Below are 17,353 nucleotides of genomic sequence, written 5' to 3' on the forward strand. Positions count from 1 at the left end.
GGTGGATTACGACGCGTTGCGTCTCTTGTGCCCGCTTTTTGGGTAAATCCACCCTACGGTTCTTCCCATTATTAAGGAATTAGTCAGCGTTGCGGTAAGACAACCCCGATTCTTTGGGCTTGCCAATGCCCAGCATCATATCCATCCAGCTTGATGGTAGCAGCCAGCTCAGAGCCGTCAGCAGCCTGGCATCCAGACCCATCTTGTAGCGGGCTTTTGGCCTGGCATTGTCGGCGATAGCCAGTAATCTATCACTCACCTTTTCCACACTGATGGCAACGCTGTCAAATTTCTTGGTCATCTCAGCGTGGGATTCGTAGGCATGGGCATATAGCCGTTGCTCTTCGTCGCTGGCGTTATTGAGCAGGGTTTTCACGTCTTCGACATGGGCGTCCATCATACGCGACTTAACCGCACCGATATTCGCCAGAACAATATTAAACCCCATGTGGCGGGTTTCCCGCCGAGCGGCTTCACCCAGGGACTCCAGGGCCCATTTCGAGGCGGAATAGGCAGACACCAGGGGACCTGAAATACGCCCCCAGAGGGAACTGGCCAGTATCAGGTTGCCGCCGCTGCGCCGCAACCGCGGGAAGGAGGCCTGCATGATCGCCAGACTGCCCACCGAATTGATGCGGATGATCTGCTCCAGTACCTCGGGTTTGAGGAATTCAACCGTGGACGGACTTTCCATGGCGGCGCAGTGAATCACGGCATCCAGGGGGCTGCCGTTCAGCATTCTATCCATTTCGGCAAATGCCTCGTGGATGGAGTCCGGCTGATCCATATACATAATCAGGAAGTGCAGCCGCGGATGATCCTGAAAGGTCTCTTTGTGGGCCTCGTTGCGGATACTGGCGAACACCGTTCTGCCCTGCGCCAGGGCCTGATTGACAACGTAGCGACCGATATCGCCGTTGGCGCCGGTCACCAGAAGAGTTTGAGCACTCATAAGATCTTGCCTCAAATTCTCAAAGGATTAAGAATGAATGTCACCTACCCAAGCCGATCTTGCACCGTTCCCCGTAGCAGCGGGCTCTGAGAGCCTGCCCCGCTTTATCGGGTACTGCGACAAACACCTGGTGCTATATCAAGTCGCGGTCGGAGCCCGCTGCTACCAGTGTGAGAGTCTTGTAGCAGCCCGCTCCGAGGGCGACCGGGTATGGCAGCGTTGTTTCAGTTCCTGTCGCGCTCAGAGCGCGCTGCTACGGGGATTCAAGTTTGTGTAAGTATCATTCGTCCTATGGTTATTGTTAGCTCTTTGACAGTTGCTGGTGCCAGGCCTCGCTGAGCTGTTCGCGAAAGGCTGGGTCGGCAATCTGAATCAACGCCTGTGCGCGTTGCAGAGACGATTTTCCTTTCAGTTCAGCAACGCCGTGTTCGGTCACCACGTAGTCGATATCCCCGCGTCCCAGGGAGGTGACCTGTCCCGGTTGGAAATGGGGAACAATGCGCGACAACTTGCCCTTGGCAGCCGTAGAAGGCAGTGCGATCACGCTTTTCCCTTGTGGGGCATTGCGCGCAGCACGGGCAAAATCCGCCGCACCTCCGACACTGCTGATCTGTCGGGTACCCAGCATTTCCAGGTTAGCCTGCCCCCACAGATCCACTTCCAGAGCGGAGTTGATGGCAATCAGATTAGTGTGTTGACTAAGATTGCTCGGGTCGTGGGTTTGGTTAACGCCTCTGATGGTCAGTTGCTGCAGATGTGGCAATTGCTGATAAAAAGCGTCGGAGCCCAGCGCACAGCAGGTGGTATGGGCAAAACCTTCGTCCAGTGCACCACATTCGGCCAAATGCCAGAAACCGTCAGACAGCATGCCGGAATGGAATCGCAGTTGTTTGAACTCCCCCAGCGCCGCGCAGAGTTTGGTGGGCACATTGCCCAGCCCCAATTGCAACACCGCTCCGGATTCAATCAGTTCGCTCAGGTGGCCTGCGATCTGATCAGAAACGCGGTCGATGCTGCCTACGTTGTAGGTTACAAGGGGAGAATCGATTTCTTCCACCTGGTGCAGCTCTTTGATTGACAGTGATGGAGCGCCCGGAACCTGCGGTACATTGGGATTGATTAGCCCCAACAGTCGTTGGCTGCCCTTGAGAACACTGGGCAGAAACTCCACCGAGGCGCCAAGCGAGCATTGGCCCTGTTGATCCGGGGGTGATAACTGCAGTACCGCCCAATCAAACGACTGTTGTTGCAGATAGTTCGCCGCACCGAAATACGACAGCGGTAAAAAATCGACGCGCCCCTCGTGCATCAGCTTATTGCCGCGGGGGAATACCACGGTTTCGGTCAGCGCGTTGTCTTCTGTGGCGAGCGCGAGCGGGTTGACCCCGGGAACAAAAGAGTTGGTGATGTTCAGGGGCGGAAGCTCGGCACTGACCCGCGCCAGGGCCTCGACAAACGCCCTGGGTTCGGCCGAAGCGCCGGGGATATACAAGCGCTGCCCGACCTTCAGTTGGCTGAAAAAGTTTGCCATTGACATCAGATCTGGGCGCCGCCATCAACGGCAAGCGTCTGCCCCGTCACAAAGCCGGCTTGTTGCGAACAGAGAAACAGGCAGGCGTAGGCGATATCATCGGCGTTGCCAAATTTCTGCAGCGGGATGGTAGAGCGGCGCAGCTTTTCCACCATCTCGGGTGTCATTTTCTCTTCCATACCTTTCTTGCCGAGACCGGCGTTGATCCAGCCGGGACCCACACAGTTGGCGCGGATTCCGACTTTACCGGATTCTTTGGCCACACCCCGTATCAGCATTTCAATAGCGGCCTTGGGCGAGGCGGACATAATGTCGGCCTTGGGCACGCATTCAACGGCCGAGGTAATGACACCAATGAGATTGCCGCCGCCCTGCTGGCGAAATACCTGAACCGCACTCTGAATCAGGTTAAAGGCACCGTTAACGTCTGCGTTGATCACCTTCTTCCAGGTGTCCGCGGGGATGTCGCCGATCTTGGCAAAATCGAAGCTGGGACCGGCGGCATAGATGACGTGGGCAATACGGCCGTACTTGGCAACGGCGTCTTCAAAGAGGGCGTTGACGGAGTCGGTATCGGAGAGGTCCACCCGGCTGAAGGAGCACTGACCACCGGCGGCCTCGATGTCGGCGCCGATGGCCTCGGCCTTGGCGACGTTACTGTTGTAGGTGAAAATCACCGGGGTGCCCGCCTCGGCGAAGCGGCGACAGATAGCCTCGCCAATGCCGCCGGTACCCCCGCCGACAATCACGGCGCCCTGGTCAAAACTGAGTTCTATGGTCATGGTCGGTATGTCATCCGGCAAATAGTGATAAAAGTAATAATAAGTAAGCGTATAATATATGTGATGTGCTGGCAATCGTTGCTGCATTGCGTGGGACGTATGGCGTATGGGGCGTAGGGTGGATTAGGCGAAGCCGTAATCCACCTTGAATACGGCACGAGCCAGGAACCATGGTGGATTACGCTTCGCTAATCCACCCTACGCACCTACGCACCTACGCAGCCATTAAGCCGGTATCAGGCCTTAACCCGAGCCCGTCCCGCGTTCAGCACCTTGACGCCCCGCTCCACAACCGTGGCGGCAAACAGGACATCGCCGTCTTCTTCCCAGAAGTCCACCTTGACCGTTTCGCCCGGGTACACCGGTGAGCTGAAGCGCAGGCCGACAAATTCCAGTCGCTCCGGCTCCGAGTCGCAGTAGGTGTCCAGAATCGCCCGGGTGGCCACGCCAAACGTGCACAAGCCGTGCAGAATGGGGCGGTCAAATCCGGCCTTGCGGGCCTTCTCCGGGTCCCCGTGGATGGGGTTGTAGTCGCCGGACAGGCGGTAGATCAGGGCGGCGTTGTCGGCGGTGGCAATGGTCACGCTCTTGTCCGCTTCACGCTCCGGAATTACCACCGGCGCGGGGGGCTCATAGCCGCTGCTGCCGCAGCCGCCGTCACCGCGCATAAAGTAGGACGAGGTAACGGTGCTGACCAGATCGCCGCTTTCCTTGTCGGTCAGGGTTTTTTCCTGATACAGGATCGAGCCCTTGTCTGCACCCTTGTCCACTACCCCCAGAACCCGGTAGTTACCCACGTAGGTTTTGCCCGGAATCAGCGGCTTATGCTGAGTGATGGTCTGCTCACCGTGCAGCAGTTTGATCCAGTTGATCTCCAGCTCCGGGTCGGTGACCCAGGCGCCGGGGTGGGCAATCACCACGGACTGGCTGGGGAACGCCTTGAGATCTTTTTCGTAGACGAACTGCAGCTGTTTCGGATCCACCGGGTCCATGCCCAGGCCGATGCCCAGGGAGTAGAGCATGCAGTCCTTTTCGCTGATGGTGTGCTCCACCGGCTTCAGCTGATATTCCAATACCTTGTTCAGAATCATGTGATTTCTCGCCTCCTTCGACCCTTACACCGGATCCCAGGTGAACACGTCCATGGAGCGGTCCAGGTTGTACATGCTGGTGCGGAACGCCGGCAGCACACGGTCGATCACCGCTTGGGTGCTGATGCCTTCGTCGTCGCCAATGTGCATGGTGCGCAGCGGACGCGGCTGGCTGAACAGATACACCTCATTGGCGCGGGAGCCGAAGATCTGGCCGGTCACGTCCTTGGCGTCGTCGGACATCAGGGCGCAGGCCAGCGGGGCAATTTTCTCTGGCGCCATGCGCTCAATCACACGCCAGCGCGCCTTATCCTCTTCGGATTCTCGGGGAATGCCAGCCATTACCATCGGAGTCATGGCGAACGGAGCGATACAGTTGGACCTTACACCAAAGCGCTGCATATCCAGGGCGATGGACTTGGACAGACCCACCAGGCCCATTTTGCCGGCGGAGTAGTTGGCCTGGCCGAAGTTACCGATGAGGCCGGAGGTGGAGGTCATGTGCACCAGCGAGCCGCTCTCCTGGGCCTTGAAAATCGGTGCGGCGACGCGAGAGGTGTTAAAGCAGCCCTTGACGTTCACTTCAAACGACTGGTCCCATTCTTCCTCAGACATTTTATGGAAGATCTTGTCGCGCAGGATGCCGGCGTTGTTGACGATGCCGTCCACGCGACCCCAGTTGTCCATGGCGGCCTGGATCATTTTCTCGGCACCGGACCACTCGGCCACGCTGTCGAGAGAGGCGATGGCTTCACCGCCGGCTTCCTTGATCTGGGCACATACCACCTCGGCGGTGTTCTGGCCCTCTTCGTTTTTGCCGAGGTCATTGACGACCACGCGCGCGCCCTGGGTGGCGGCTTCTTTGGCAATGTATTCGCCGACACCACGGCCGGAGCCGGTAACGATAACAACTTTACCTTCTAGAATTTGAGACATGGATACGTCCTCTTGTTTGTGAGTTTACTGTTCGTAACGACCAATAATGGAAACTGCGGCGACCCCGTTGTAGGGCACGCCACCCAAGTTGTGTGACAGACCGATGCGCGCGTCTTTGATCTGGCGCTCGCCGGCGCGGCCCAGAATCTGCAGATAGTTTTCGTAAGTCATGCGCAGGCCGGAGGCGGCAATGGGGTGGCCAAAGCACTTGAGGCCACCATCGATCTGGCAGGGCACGCTGCCGTCGGCGTCGTAAAACCCGTCGAGAATATCGTTAACGGCTTGGCCATCTTTGGATACGCCCAGATCCTCCATGGTGACCAGCTCGGTAATGGAGAAGCAGTCGTGCACCTCCATCAAGCTCAGCTCTTCACGAGGGTTGCGAATACCGGCTTCGGCGTAGGCTTTTTGCGAGGCAATGCGCGTGTTGCGCACGTAACTGCCATCCCAATCGGCGGTGGCGGACTCGCGCCCGGCGCTGAGGGAAAGCTGCATAGCCTTGATGGTGACAATATCGGTCTTGCCCAGGCTGCGGGCGATTTCCGGCGTGGTGACGATGGCACAGGCGGCGCCGTCACTGACGCCACAGCAGTCAAAAAGCCCGAGTGGCTCGGCGATAATGGGCGCGTTAAGAATGGTGTCTTTATCAATGGCTTTGCGGATATGGGCCTTGGGGCTCTTGACGCCGTTCTGGTGACTCTTCCACGACACGTGTGCCAGAGCGCGCTTCAAGTCTTCGCGGCTGGTGCCGTACTTGGCCCGGTAACCGGCGGCCAGTTGCGCAAAACCGGCAGGTGCCGAGCCATAGGGAAACCACAAGTCGTTGAGCGTACCCTTGGTCGGTGCGGGCAGGCCACCGTAACCGGTGTCCTTGAGTTTCTCCACGCCGATGGCCATGGCAATATCCACCGCACCGGAGGCCACCGCGTAGGCGGCGCCACGCAGGGTTTCGGTGCCGGTGGCGCACATATTTTCCATGCGCGAGATCGGGATGCCTTCCAGGCGCAGTGCCATCGCCAGGGGAATGGCGGAGTTACCGACGTTGATGTTGTCCAGGGCGGAGCCAGACCAGACCGCTTCGATCTGGTTCTTTTCGATGCCGGCGTCGTCCAGCGCCTCTGAAAATGCCTCGGCGGCCAGATGCTCACTGCCGCTGTCCCAGCGTTCGCCAAAGCGGCTGCAACCCATGCCGAGGATTGCGACCTTGTCTCTAATGCCTGTAGCCATAGTGTTCGTCTCTTAAAATGTGTCTCACGCGGGGGTTGCTTTTCAGAAGGGAGTTGCTTTCCAGAAGTAACGGTGCAAACCGCGACTGTCGTCCTTCTGCTTGATGCGATAGGTCATGCGCAGCGGTGTGCCGACATCAAAACTCTCGGCATTGACATCCACCATCTCCATTAGCAGACGGGCGCCGTTATCAAACTGCACCAGTCCCCAATACATGGGTGGGGCGGGGTAGTACTGCAGATTGTCGCTGGAATAGGTGGCCACCCTGGCGCTCTCGTCGGCCAGTGACTTGCGGCTCATGGGTTCGGTACTGCCGCATTTGACGCAGGTGGACAGGATCGGAAACTGCACGGCGCCACAGCTGCTGCACTCGCCACCATTAAAGCCGGTGACCTGGTCCTGGGAGCGATAAAGCTGGGAGATGGAGACCTTGTTGTCCACCTCTGCGCGCATGCCCCAGTCCAGCTGCAACTGTCCGCTGAAGGACAGCAGCTGGTTATAGTGTTCGACGGTGCGGGCGTGATCGTTGACGGTACTGAGCGGAACGGCGGGCTGGTACTCGGTAATAGCGTCGGTGGCCTCCAGCAACAGAGCGTCGCAGCCGGCACCAAAACCCACCACCAGAATGCGCTCGCCCGGGCTGGCTTTCTCAAGGGCCGCGATCAGCATTAATAACGCCTGGGGGCTGCCGGTGTCGCCGATGTCGGCAGCAAAGTTGTCCACCACGGCCTCGGGGTTGATACCCAGTTTTTTGGCCAGTCCGGCGCCCAGTCGCGCCAGGGTGCCGGGCATGCAAAAGTGCTGGATGGCGTCCGCCGGGGTGCCGGTTTTTTCCAGCAATGTGTTCACCGTGGCGGGCACGATCTTCATATAGCCTTCGTCGCGAACCCAGCGTTCTTCCCAGTAGTAGTCGTGGTCTGCGCCACTGCGACGGTAGTGGTCGGCAAACTGGGTGGCGTTGCTCTCGGAGCCCACAAAACGGGCGATGATGTTGTCACTTCCCACCGCCAGGGCTGCGCTGCCGGCGCCGTAGTGCATCTCTTGCACGCTGCCGGGCTTGGCGAGGCGGCAGTCGGAGGCTACGATCAGCGCGGATTCGCTGCGGCTGTTTTGCAGGGCATTGAGCAGGGCCGAGGTGCCGGCACGCAGGGAGCCACTGGCATCGCTGGCCTGGATATTGGAAGGCAAACCGGTGGCGGCGGCCACACTGGTGGCGTTCTGGTAGTCGGCAAAAGGGGCGGTGGTGGAGGCAAACGTCAGGGCGCCGATGGGTGCCGCGCCATCGGCGCCATTCTTAAGACAGTTTCTGACCGACTCCACCGCCATGGTAATGGCGTCTTCGTCCCAGCTGCAAAAGGCGCGTGTGCCCTTGCCCAGGCCGCGCAGCGACGGCAGTGCCCAGGAGTGAGCCTGGGCGATGGCTTTGCGGCTCATCCGCAGCGAAGGTACATAGGCGCCATAGGCGCTGATTCCCTTGACTTGCATGCTAATCCCCTAAAGTAATTGTAACCAGGATATTAATACCTTAAATAATAGTAAGCTAGGTTATCATAATTGTGGTGTGTTTATCCAGCCTCAGTAAGGCATCTTTAGGTGCTGGAATATAGATAGCTTGCGTACTATAATGGAGCGATTGTTAATTGAGCTGCGCAAGCGGGGATTTATGAAACTGTACGCAAAGGACAATTCAGACCTGATGGAGGTCAGCCGGATCTATCCGGAGGGTAACAACTTGATCGTGGAAGGCACCATTATGGGAGCCATGCCCATTCGCGCGGTGGTCAAGCCTTCCGAGGTACGTCGGGTGTTTTCGGTGATGAGTCTAAAGACCCTGTTTTTTGCCGCGACTATGTTGTTTCGGGGTACTCGCTAAGAACCGAATTTGTCACTACTAAACCAATCTGGCACTTTACCTCCGTAGCAGCGCGCTCTGAGCGCGACGGGGACCGGATAATGTTGCCAAACCTGGTCGCGGTCAGAGCCCGCTGCTACGGTTGGGTGGGGTCTTGTGAGGGCACTTTTCATAATCAGGAAGCCTTAATCTGTCGAATTGCTTTCAACACGGCTGGCCTCAACTGTCCCAGCATTTCCTCTTCATCTGCGGCCGCGAGTGTCGAGGCCGCGCCAAAAATGCTCGCCAACTTGTCCTCGTCCTGCCCGCTGGCAATGGTCAGGCACAGGCAACCGGTGCCCTCGGCGCGGATTTCCTCCAGCGCCTTGCGCGTGTCCTCCTCGCCGTATTTGCCCTCGTAGTCCTGGTCGTAGGCAAAGCCGTCGGATATCACAATCAGCAATCGATAGGGCAGTCCCGTCTCCGTTTTCAATTTATGTGCTGCATGGCGAAGAGCGGCGCCGGTGCGGGTGTAGCCCACAGGTTCCAACTGAGAAAAACGCTGATGGATACGGCTGTCGAGGCGTTTCTCCTTAAAGGATTTCAGCCGCAACAGACGAATCAGGGTGCGCCCCCAGGAGTGATAAGCGTAGAGCGCCACCTGGTCCCCCAGCTCGTGCAGGGCCCCCAGCATCTGGTAAGCCAGTCGCATTTGCTTGTTGTGAATGCTGTCGCCGTCGGTGTCGGTCTCCCCTGTGGAGCCGGAAATATCCAACAGGATCATTACCCCCAGGTCCCGCCGGGTCTTCAAGCTTTGTTCAAACAGCTGTTCGCTGGGGGTGGTGCCCATGCGGTAATCGACGGCGTAGTCGATCACCCGGTCGAGGCACAGGTCTTCGCCGTCGGGCTGGTTGCGGTGGTTTTCAAAACTGAGGCCGATACCGGCCAGTTTGCGTTTCAACGCATTGGAAGGGGGCTGCAATATTTGCCGCATGGCCTCAGTCGATAGGGGTTCTTCGCACCAGGGATCCATCTCGTCCACCAGACACCAATCATCGCGATAGGTCTGTTGATGGCAATCCCATTCCGGGTAGCGCTGGCTGCCACTGTCGTTGTGGTTGTCATCGCTGATCAGGTCCAGCGCCATGTTGGTGAGGGTGGCGAACAGGCCTTTCTTCTTGGCCTGGGTGATGCCGCCCACCGGCATTTCGGCACCGCCACCGGCGTTGGGGTCGTCTTCCGGCTTGCCGCTACGCCCGGCACCGAGTATGTCATTGAGCATGTCCGACAGGGCCCCGCCGGAGGACAGGGGGTTCTGGAACAACTTGAGGATCTTGGATTCCTCCGCGTCCTCCTTGTCGTCGTCATCCAGTTCATCCACCGGTTTGAAGGTCATCTTGCCGGCTTGTTGCTTCTCGGTGAGTTCTGCAAAAGCACTGTCGGCCAGATTGTTGGTCAGCAGTAAAACCGGGCGCAGGGTGCCGATCAGGTCGGGAATGGGCGGAAAGGATTGTCTGCTCCCGGCCAGCTTAAGTGAGTCCTCACTGTCCTGGGTTCGGTAAGGGAATGCACCCAGCGCCGGAGCGCTGGTAAATCGACGCGGCAGCAGATGGGCAAAGGCGTTGGCGGCTCGGCAGATCTCGGCGTAGAGATAGCGTTCAGCCAGTTGCCGCTGACCCACCAGGCGCTGCACCCAGCGCCGCCGCAAGGAGCCGGCACGCAGCAGCAGTGCCTGGGCGATAACGCTGAGGCGTTCATTGTCTGCAGTGTTCTTGTCGAGACGGTCTTCAACAGTGCCGAGCGCTGGCAAATAAATACTGCGGCCGTCCGAATAGGCGCGGTACTTGTGGCTGCCATGCCAGTGTACGGTGACCGCCCGCCCGGCCACCGCACTGGCGATCAGATTATAGTGGTGCAGCGATGACGAATCGGGCTCGCCGGCACTGGTCGCGTCATGGCCGCGACTGTCAGTCCCCGTCAGCATCACTGGGGTCACCCGGCAATATAGGTATTGACGATTTCCCTGAGACTGGCGCTGACCGTCGCATCGTCACACAGCGGGCCGATCATGCCCGCCTCGACGGCTTCCCGGGGGGACAGCCCGGCCTGCATCAGATCGGCGGCGGCAATCAGCGAGCGGGTGGAAGACACCTCGGGCAGCCCGGGGATGTCCAGTTGCCGAATGGCGCTGGCCAGGCGCACCAGATCCTCGGCGATGTTCTCGGCGATGCCGGTTTCATTAAGGATGACGGACCGCTCCACCTCGGCCGGGGGAAAGTTCAGTTCGATGGAGACCATGCGCTGGCGGGTCGAGGGTTTGAGATCTTTGAGAATGCTCTGGTAACCGGGGTTGTAGGACACCACCAGCATAAACTCGGGCTGCGCTTTCAGTGCCTCACCCAGGCGGTCCACGTACAGCTCCCGGCGATGGTCGGTGAGGGCGTGGATGGCCACGGTGGTATCAGCGCGTGCTTCCACCACCTCATCGAGATAGCAGATGGCACCCTCGCGCACGGCGCGGGTCAGGGGGCCGTCCATCCACTCGGTATCGCCGCCCTTGAGCAGGTAGCGCCCCAGCAGGTCGGCAGAGGTCAGGTCTTCATGGCAGGAGACGGTGATCAGCGGCCGATCCAGCTCGGCGGCCATGGCCTCCACAAAGCGGGTTTTGCCCACCCCGGTGGGGCCCTTGAGCATGACGGCGTGACGGCTCTGGTAAGCGGCCCGGAAGATGGCTTTTTCGTTGCCGACGTCTTTGTAAAAGGGAATGTTGCTCACGTTTACCTCACAGCGGATCATCCGCCTCTTGCCATAGGACGTGTGCCATATAATATGGGCACGAAAAGAACTGATAAATACAATGATCTAGCGTATTATAAGGGTAATAGTGTTAAAGTAGTAGTGGTATGGGGCTCGGAGGCTCCAACCACGTTTCTGAACCAGCTTCTTTTCTGGAGTAGAAATTTGAATTTCCGCAGTAGCACCGCCCCTTGCGACAATGGCCTTAGGGTCCTGATATGTATCTTCGGTTTATCATGGTTACTGGGCGGTTGTTCGTCCTCAGACGGCGACACGGAAGTGCGCCTGGTTCGTCCGGTAAAAACGCTCGTATTGCAGACGCCAGAACAACAGTTAACGGTCAGCTTCCCGGGCCGGCTCGAACCCGTGCATGAGGTAAACCTGGCCTTTGAGGTCCCCGGCCGGCTGGAGCACTTGCCTGTCAGCGTCGGCGACAGTGTGACCGAAGGCGCCCTGATCGCCCAACTTAACCAGGAAGCCTACCGGGCCAGACTGGAAGCCACCAAGGCTCGCTACCATCAGGCGCGCAGCGACAGTCAGCGGCTGCAGACCCTATTGGCGACCAATAACGTTTCCCAAAATCAAGTGGACGAAGCCCGGACCCGCCTGGACGTCGCCTCCAGCCAGCTGGCCCTGGACACCAAGGCCTATGCTGACACCACTTTGCGCGCCCCCTTTGACGGCCAGGTGGTGGCCGTCTATCTGGACAACTTTACTTATCTCCCGGCTTCCACTCAGGTGGCGCGACTGGTGGATCTATCGCAATTTGAAGTCTGGGTGGATGTGCCGGAACGCTTTGCCAAACTGCGCTCCCGACTGGTGGAGCATCGCGCCTACGTAGAGGTGGACGCCTTTCCTGGACAGTGGATCGAGGCACGCTTTAAAGAGTTTGGTCACGAGGCCTCCCGCCAGACCCGCACCTACCCCGCCAGTTTTGTAATTGACCGCAATGATGCCTTCTCGCTGTTGCCCGGAATGTCCGCCAAAGTGCGGGTGGAAGTGGAACGCAAGCCTCTGGGCCTGCCCGAGGGATTGCAGGTGCCGGTCAGTGCTGTGTTTACCCGTCCGGCTCAGCACCAGAGTGCGGTGTGGGTGGTGGAAGAGGATCGTATTGTTTATCGGGAAATTGTGCTGGGTGACGCTCAGGGTGAACACATAGAGGTAACCGAGGGGCTGGCGGCCGGCGAAGAAATTGTCATTGCCGGTGTTCATCAGCTCAAGGAAGGGCAGGCTGTATCGGAGCGGGTGCACTGATGGCTGCCGATAACCTCAACCTGGCCAGGTTCAGTCTAAACAATCCCCAACTGGTGTACTTTGCCGCCTTTGTGTTGGCACTGTCCGGGGTGTTCAGTTATCTCAGCATGGGCTGGCTGGAAGATCCGGACATTTCGGTAAAATCCGCGGTGGTGTTGGTGGACTACCCGGGGGCATCGCCGGAGGAAGTGGAGCTGGAGGTGGTGGAGCCGCTGGAAACCAAGCTGCAGGAGATGCCGCAGATCAAGCATATTGCTTCCCTCAGTCGCGATGGTCGCGCCATCCTGCGAGTTGATATCAAGGACGAATACTGGACACCTAAACTGCCTCAAGTCTGGGACGAGCTACGGCGCAAGGTCAGAGACGTGCAACCGCTGCTGCCCAGTGGCGTACGCCCGCCGGTGATCAAGGACGACTATGGCTCGGTGTTCGGTTTTGTATTGGCAGTCAGCAGCGATGGCTTCAGCCAGAGTGAATTGCAGGAAACCGCACGCGAACTGCGGCGCGAACTCAACCTGATGTCGCAGGTGGCGCGGGTGGATCTGTGGGGTATGCAGCAGCGCCAGGTGGTGATCGAACTGCTGCCCTCGGAGCTGACCGCCTTCAAAGTCAACGAGGCCGCGATTGCGCGGGCCTTCAGCCAGTACAACCTGATTGTGGATGCGGGTGCCCTGGAAATTGGTGAGCGCCAATACGCGCTGAGCGTCTCCGGCGAGGCCAAAAGCCTTGAAGATCTGCGCCAGATGCTGGTGTCGGCGGTGGATGATCGGGGCCATCGGGAGCTGGTGCGCTTTGGCGATGTGGCTCGCTTCCGTTACGACTACGCCGATCCGGCCACCGAAGTATTTCGCAATAACGGTTTGCCTGGCGTGGCGCTCGCGATCGCGCCGATTCAGGGCGCCAATATCGTGCAGGTGGGTTATCGACTCGATCAGCGTTTGCAGGAGTTGCAGGCGGAGTTGCCCATCGGGCTGACGCTGCAAAAAGTTGCCTGGCAGTCGGACTATGTGGCCGATGCGGTCAAGGGCTTTATGCTCAGTCTGGTGCAGGCGGTACTCATCGTATTTGCCGTATTAAGCGTGACTATGGGTCTTCGCATGGGTTTGCTGATCGGCGGCATTGGCCTGGGGCTGACGGTGCTCGGCAGTATGACCTTGATGCAGGCGCTGGAGCTGAATTTGCACCGCGTCTCCCTCGGTGCGTTGGTGGTGGCCATGGGAATGATGGTGGACAACGCCATCGTGGTGGCCGATGGGTTTGTGGTGCGCGTGCAGCGGGGTATGTCACGTCTGGAAGCGGCCGTTGAAGCCGCGCATCAGCCGGGCTGGCCGTTACTGGGGGCCACCATTGTGGCGGCCATGGCGTTTTATCCGGTGTTTGGCTCCGATGCCAGTGCCGCAGAGTACAGCCGCAGTTTGTTTTTGGTTGTGGGTTTGTCGCTGCTGCTGAGTTGGGTGGTATCGCAAACCATTATTCCACTGTTATGCGCGCGTTTGCTGCCGGTATCGGCGGCGAGTGAAGACGGCAGCGCCAGCGGTTTTGTGAGCCGAGTGCAGGGGCGTTTTCAAAGCGTCATCATATGGGTCATGAGGCGCCGATTGTTCACCCTGCTGATTCTGGGTGGTGTCTTTGTGACGTCACTGTTGGTGTCCAATCAGGTAGAGAAACAGTTCTTTCCCACCGCCAAACGCGATCAGTTTATGGTCGACTACTGGGCACCGGAAGGCACCCGCCTGGCGGTGGTGTCGGAGCGCTTGCAAGCCCTGGAAGCGGATCTGCTGGCACAGTCGAGCGTCGCTTCCGTGAGCAGCTTCATTGGTCAGGGCGCGCCGCGTTTTTATTTGCCCATCGATCCCGAACTGCCGAACCCCAGCTTTGGTCAGCTGCTGGTCACGGTGGAGGATGCGGCTGTGGTAAAAGACACTATCGCCGCGTTTGAACAAGGGTTGGCGCAAAGACACCAGGAGGCGTTTGTGCGCGTACGCCAGTTCGGCGTGGGCGCGGCGCCCAAATGGCCGGTGGAAATACGCGTGGTGGGTCCGGCCAATGCTGAGCTGAATGTGCTCCGAAGTATCGCCGAGCAGGTCAAGACCAGTATTGAGGCGCATCCCGAAGTACAGGTGGTGATCGACAACTGGCGCCAGCGCAGTTTGCGCATGGCTTCCAGTTACAGTGCGGAAGAGGGTGGCTGGACCGGGGTTGGCCGTGAAGACGTGGCCCGGGCCTTAAAGCGCAGCCTCGATGGCGAAACCGTCGGCGCCCTGCGCAAGGGTGACGAGCAGCACGCCATTGTTCTCAAAACTGCCAGTGATGTCGACGCCGGCAATCCGTTGCAGCAGGTACAGGTTCGTTCCGCTTCTCAGTCCGTCAGCATACCGCTGTTGCAGATCAACAAATCCACCGACTGGGAATGGTACGATCCGATTATCTGGCACCACGACCGACGCCGGGCCATTACCCTGCAGGCGGCCACCGATGGCAGCGATGGTGTTACGGTGGTGGCGCAGTTAAAGCCCACTCTGGAGGCGTTGCCACTGCCGGACGGCTATCACATCGAACTGGCCGGGGAATATCAGACCAACAACGACACTTTGTATTCCATGGCCGAGGGGCTGCCCGTCGCCCTGGCGGTGATGACCCTGGTGGTGGTCGGGCTGTTTAACGGCTATCGCGCCAGTGTGTTGGTGTTTGCCGTACTGCCGTTTGCGCTGATCGGCGTCTTCTTCGGTCATTGGATCACCGGTGTGCCCTTGAGTTTTGTATCCACGCTGGGCATCTACAGCCTGGCGGGCATGATGATCAAAAATTCCGTGGTGTTGCTCGATCAGGTCAAGTTGAACATGGCGCAAAACATGTTGCCCTATGAAGCCCTGGTGGACGCGGCACGGTCCCGGCTGATGCCGGTGGTCAACGCCAGCCTCACTACCGTGCTGGGGTTGATTCCATTACTCCAAGATGTGTTCTGGAAATCCATGGCCGTGACCATTATGTTCGGGTTGATGGCCGGGGTGGTGATTACGATGTTGATTGTGCCGGTGGGGTATGGGTTGTTGTTTGGGGTGAGGGCGGAATCTTCTAAAACACGTTATAGCGATCATTAGAGCGTCTTGGAGATCTAATGTACGTTTAAACGAGTGATATAAGGTGTGGATCTATTATCCACTTTAACGTATATTAATACGCATTAAGTCCTTTAATAACCGTTAAAACGTCTTTTATGGATATTGACCTTTCTTCGAAAACTGACCAGGAGGTCATAGAGTTCCTGGGTCAGCAATTCGACATTCTCAGGCGAACCAAGGCTATCCAGGACCAGGAGCTGCTTGAGCGTGGAGGGGCACACGCGGAATCCCTGAATAAATTCAGGCAGGGTACGGGCAACCCCACCTTAAAAACACTCATTCGTCTGTTACGGGGTATCGGTGAGCTGGATCGCCTTGAGGTTTTGATGCGTGCGCCAGAGCCCGATTTCCGACCCAGCGGCCAAGCAGTGAAGCCACTTCCCAAACGAATCAAAAAACCGGTCAAGCCGACTAAACCAATCATGGATTGGAAATCGAAATGAGCCTATCTCGCGTTGAGGTGAAGCTGTGGGGGCTTACGGTTGGCTATCTCGCCTACGCTCCCGGACAGCGCGACGTTGCCACCTTTGAGTACAGCGATGGGTTTGTCAACGCGCCGGTAGAAATTTCCCCGATTACCCTGCCCAACCGACAACAATTGCACCGCTTTGACGAAATCAGTCGCAATACCTTTAAAGGCATTCCCGGCATCTTTGCTGACAGCTTGCCAGATAAGTACGGCAATCAGTTAATCGATCTGTTTATGGCGGACAGAAATATTGCCGCCTCAGAAGTCACTGCTCTGGACCGCTTGCTGTATGTTGGCAATCGCGGCATGGGTGCTCTGGAGTACCATCCGATTGAACCAGTCAGCGATGGGGTCAATGCGTCCCTGAGGCTGGAACTGAATGAACTGGCGGAGTTGGCTGATCGGGTTCTGAAAAAAAAGAGTGATTTGGCTGACGCTTTGAAGCGTGCCGATGATCGCGGCAAAGCGCTGACGGTGATACGAGTGGGTTCCAGTGCTGGCGGGGCACGTTCAAAAGCACTCGTCGCCACAGACACACAGGGTGGTCTCTATGATGGCACCGTGGATCATGGACCTGGTTTTCGTTACTGGATGCTGAAGTTCGACAGCGAAGACAACAAGGATCGCGACCATAAAGACCCCAAGGGAATGACCAAGGTTGAGTATATCTATTCCAGGATTGCCCGCATGGTTGATATTAATATTCCCGAGACGGACTACATGGAGGATGGGGGTGATTTCCACTACCTGATCGAGCGATTTGATCGGCGCATTGAAGACGGAGAGTTGGCCAAGGTGCACTATGGCAGTTGGTGTGGGTTGGCGCATGCGGACCGGGACACCACGGGTACCAAGTCCTATAAGCAATTAATTGATCTCGCTCGTCAGTTAAACTTGAAACAGTCGGAGATCGAGCAACTGTATCGACGTGCCGTTTTCAATGTGATTGGAAGAAATCAGGATGATCACACCAAAAACTTCGGTTTTTTAATGGACAAGTCTGGAAATTGGTCATTAGCGCCTGCGTTTGATATGACCTATTCCTGCGACCCGACAGGGAAGTGGACGCGAGCGCATCAGATTCGATTGAACAACAAGCAGGATCACTTTTTCCGAGAAGATCTCATTGCCTTCGGTGAGCAGTGTAATCTGCGCTCGATCAAGGCTGAGCGCATTGTTGACGCTACCCAGCAAGCATTTTCTCATTTCGAGGACATGGCTCGACAGTTCGAGCTGGGACCAGGGTTGCGGGAAACGATTGTTGCGAATTTGCGTCGTCTGTAGATTTCTGGAGACCTAAAAGGCGTACTATCGCCCGCCCGGAGCTTTCTACAATGTCTGTCTCAGGCGGACGTGAAAGTT

15 protein-coding genes are annotated in these 17,353 nt (G+C 57.9%); 6 read left to right on the forward strand and 9 right to left on the reverse strand.

Annotation, left to right across the window (positions count from 1 at the left end):
• Positions 1-79: 79 nt before the first annotated feature.
• Positions 80-952, reverse strand: coding sequence for an SDR family NAD(P)-dependent oxidoreductase (locus tag HBA55_RS04340; protein WP_166987562.1), 873 nt, complete (start codon positions 950-952; stop codon positions 80-82).
• Positions 953-989: 37 nt separating this feature from the next.
• Between HBA55_RS04340 and HBA55_RS04345 the strand changes: the two genes are divergently transcribed.
• Positions 990-1,229 (forward strand): hypothetical protein, encoded by a 240-nt coding sequence (locus HBA55_RS04345; RefSeq protein ID WP_166987565.1) that lies wholly within the window; start codon positions 990-992, stop codon positions 1,227-1,229.
• A gap of 24 nt (positions 1,230-1,253) precedes the next feature.
• On the opposite strand, the gene HBA55_RS04350 is transcribed toward HBA55_RS04345, so the two are convergent.
• The 6 genes from HBA55_RS04350 to HBA55_RS04375 form a co-directional block, all read right to left on the reverse strand.
• Positions 1,254-2,483, reverse strand: coding sequence for an acetyl-CoA hydrolase/transferase family protein (locus HBA55_RS04350; RefSeq protein WP_166987568.1), 1,230 nt, complete (start codon positions 2,481-2,483; stop codon positions 1,254-1,256).
• A 5-nt stretch (positions 2,484-2,488) separates the two neighbouring features.
• A complete protein-coding gene (locus tag HBA55_RS04355; protein WP_166987571.1) occupies positions 2,489-3,265 on the reverse strand; it encodes an SDR family NAD(P)-dependent oxidoreductase in 777 nt (258 codons plus the stop codon).
• A 236-nt stretch (positions 3,266-3,501) separates the two neighbouring features.
• Entirely contained in the window at positions 3,502-4,356 is an 855-nt protein-coding gene (locus HBA55_RS04360; RefSeq protein WP_166987574.1) for a MaoC/PaaZ C-terminal domain-containing protein, read from the reverse strand.
• 24 nt (positions 4,357-4,380) lie between these two features.
• Entirely contained in the window at positions 4,381-5,292 is a 912-nt protein-coding gene (locus tag HBA55_RS04365) for an SDR family NAD(P)-dependent oxidoreductase (protein WP_166987577.1), read from the reverse strand.
• Positions 5,293-5,316: 24 nt separating this feature from the next.
• The gene (locus tag HBA55_RS04370) at positions 5,317-6,519 is read right to left on the reverse strand and encodes an acetyl-CoA acetyltransferase (protein WP_166987579.1); all 1,203 of its coding nucleotides are present in this window, start codon (positions 6,517-6,519) and stop codon (positions 5,317-5,319) included.
• Between the two features lie 42 nt (positions 6,520-6,561).
• On the reverse strand, positions 6,562-8,004 hold the full coding sequence (locus HBA55_RS04375; protein WP_166987582.1) for a hydroxymethylglutaryl-CoA synthase family protein: 1,443 nt from the start codon (positions 8,002-8,004) through the stop codon (positions 6,562-6,564).
• A gap of 178 nt (positions 8,005-8,182) precedes the next feature.
• Here HBA55_RS04375 and HBA55_RS04380 point away from each other — a divergent pair, with 178 nt between their 5' ends.
• Positions 8,183-8,392: a hypothetical protein gene (locus tag HBA55_RS04380; protein ID WP_166987584.1), complete on the forward strand. Its 210-nt coding sequence runs from the start codon at positions 8,183-8,185 to the stop codon at positions 8,390-8,392.
• 154 nt (positions 8,393-8,546) lie between these two features.
• Here HBA55_RS04380 and HBA55_RS04385 read toward each other — a convergent pair whose 3' ends face one another.
• Both HBA55_RS04385 and HBA55_RS04390 read right to left on the reverse strand, forming a co-directional pair.
• On the reverse strand, positions 8,547-10,334 hold the full coding sequence (locus tag HBA55_RS04385) for a nitric oxide reductase activation protein NorD (RefSeq protein ID WP_166987587.1): 1,788 nt from the start codon (positions 10,332-10,334) through the stop codon (positions 8,547-8,549).
• An 8-nt stretch (positions 10,335-10,342) separates the two neighbouring features.
• On the reverse strand, positions 10,343-11,125 hold the full coding sequence (locus tag HBA55_RS04390; RefSeq protein ID WP_206019510.1) for an AAA family ATPase: 783 nt from the start codon (positions 11,123-11,125) through the stop codon (positions 10,343-10,345).
• Positions 11,126-11,311: 186 nt separating this feature from the next.
• Here HBA55_RS04390 and HBA55_RS04395 point away from each other — a divergent pair, with 186 nt between their 5' ends.
• The 4 genes from HBA55_RS04395 (at position 11,312) to HBA55_RS04410 (ending at position 17,275) form a co-directional block, all read left to right on the forward strand.
• Positions 11,312-12,400: an efflux RND transporter periplasmic adaptor subunit gene (locus tag HBA55_RS04395; RefSeq protein WP_166987593.1), complete on the forward strand. Its 1,089-nt coding sequence runs from the start codon at positions 11,312-11,314 to the stop codon at positions 12,398-12,400.
• Complete coding sequence (locus tag HBA55_RS04400) at positions 12,400-15,501, forward strand: efflux RND transporter permease subunit (RefSeq protein ID WP_166987596.1); 3,102 nt, start codon at positions 12,400-12,402, stop codon at positions 15,499-15,501. The genes HBA55_RS04395 and HBA55_RS04400 overlap by 1 nt, the downstream gene beginning before the upstream one ends.
• A gap of 116 nt (positions 15,502-15,617) precedes the next feature.
• Positions 15,618-15,965 carry a transcriptional regulator, XRE family protein gene (locus tag HBA55_RS04405; protein ID WP_166987599.1) on the forward strand — a complete coding sequence of 116 codons (348 nt, stop codon included), beginning with the start codon at positions 15,618-15,620 and terminating at the stop codon, positions 15,963-15,965.
• Positions 15,962-17,275 carry a type II toxin-antitoxin system HipA family toxin gene (locus HBA55_RS04410; protein ID WP_166987602.1) on the forward strand — a complete coding sequence of 438 codons (1,314 nt, stop codon included), beginning with the start codon at positions 15,962-15,964 and terminating at the stop codon, positions 17,273-17,275. The genes HBA55_RS04405 and HBA55_RS04410 overlap by 4 nt, the downstream gene beginning before the upstream one ends.
• Positions 17,276-17,353: the final 78 nt, after the last annotated feature.

The organism is Pseudomaricurvus alkylphenolicus (assembly GCF_011683955.1).
Taxonomy (GTDB): Bacteria; Pseudomonadota; Gammaproteobacteria; order Pseudomonadales; family Cellvibrionaceae; genus Pseudomaricurvus; species Pseudomaricurvus alkylphenolicus.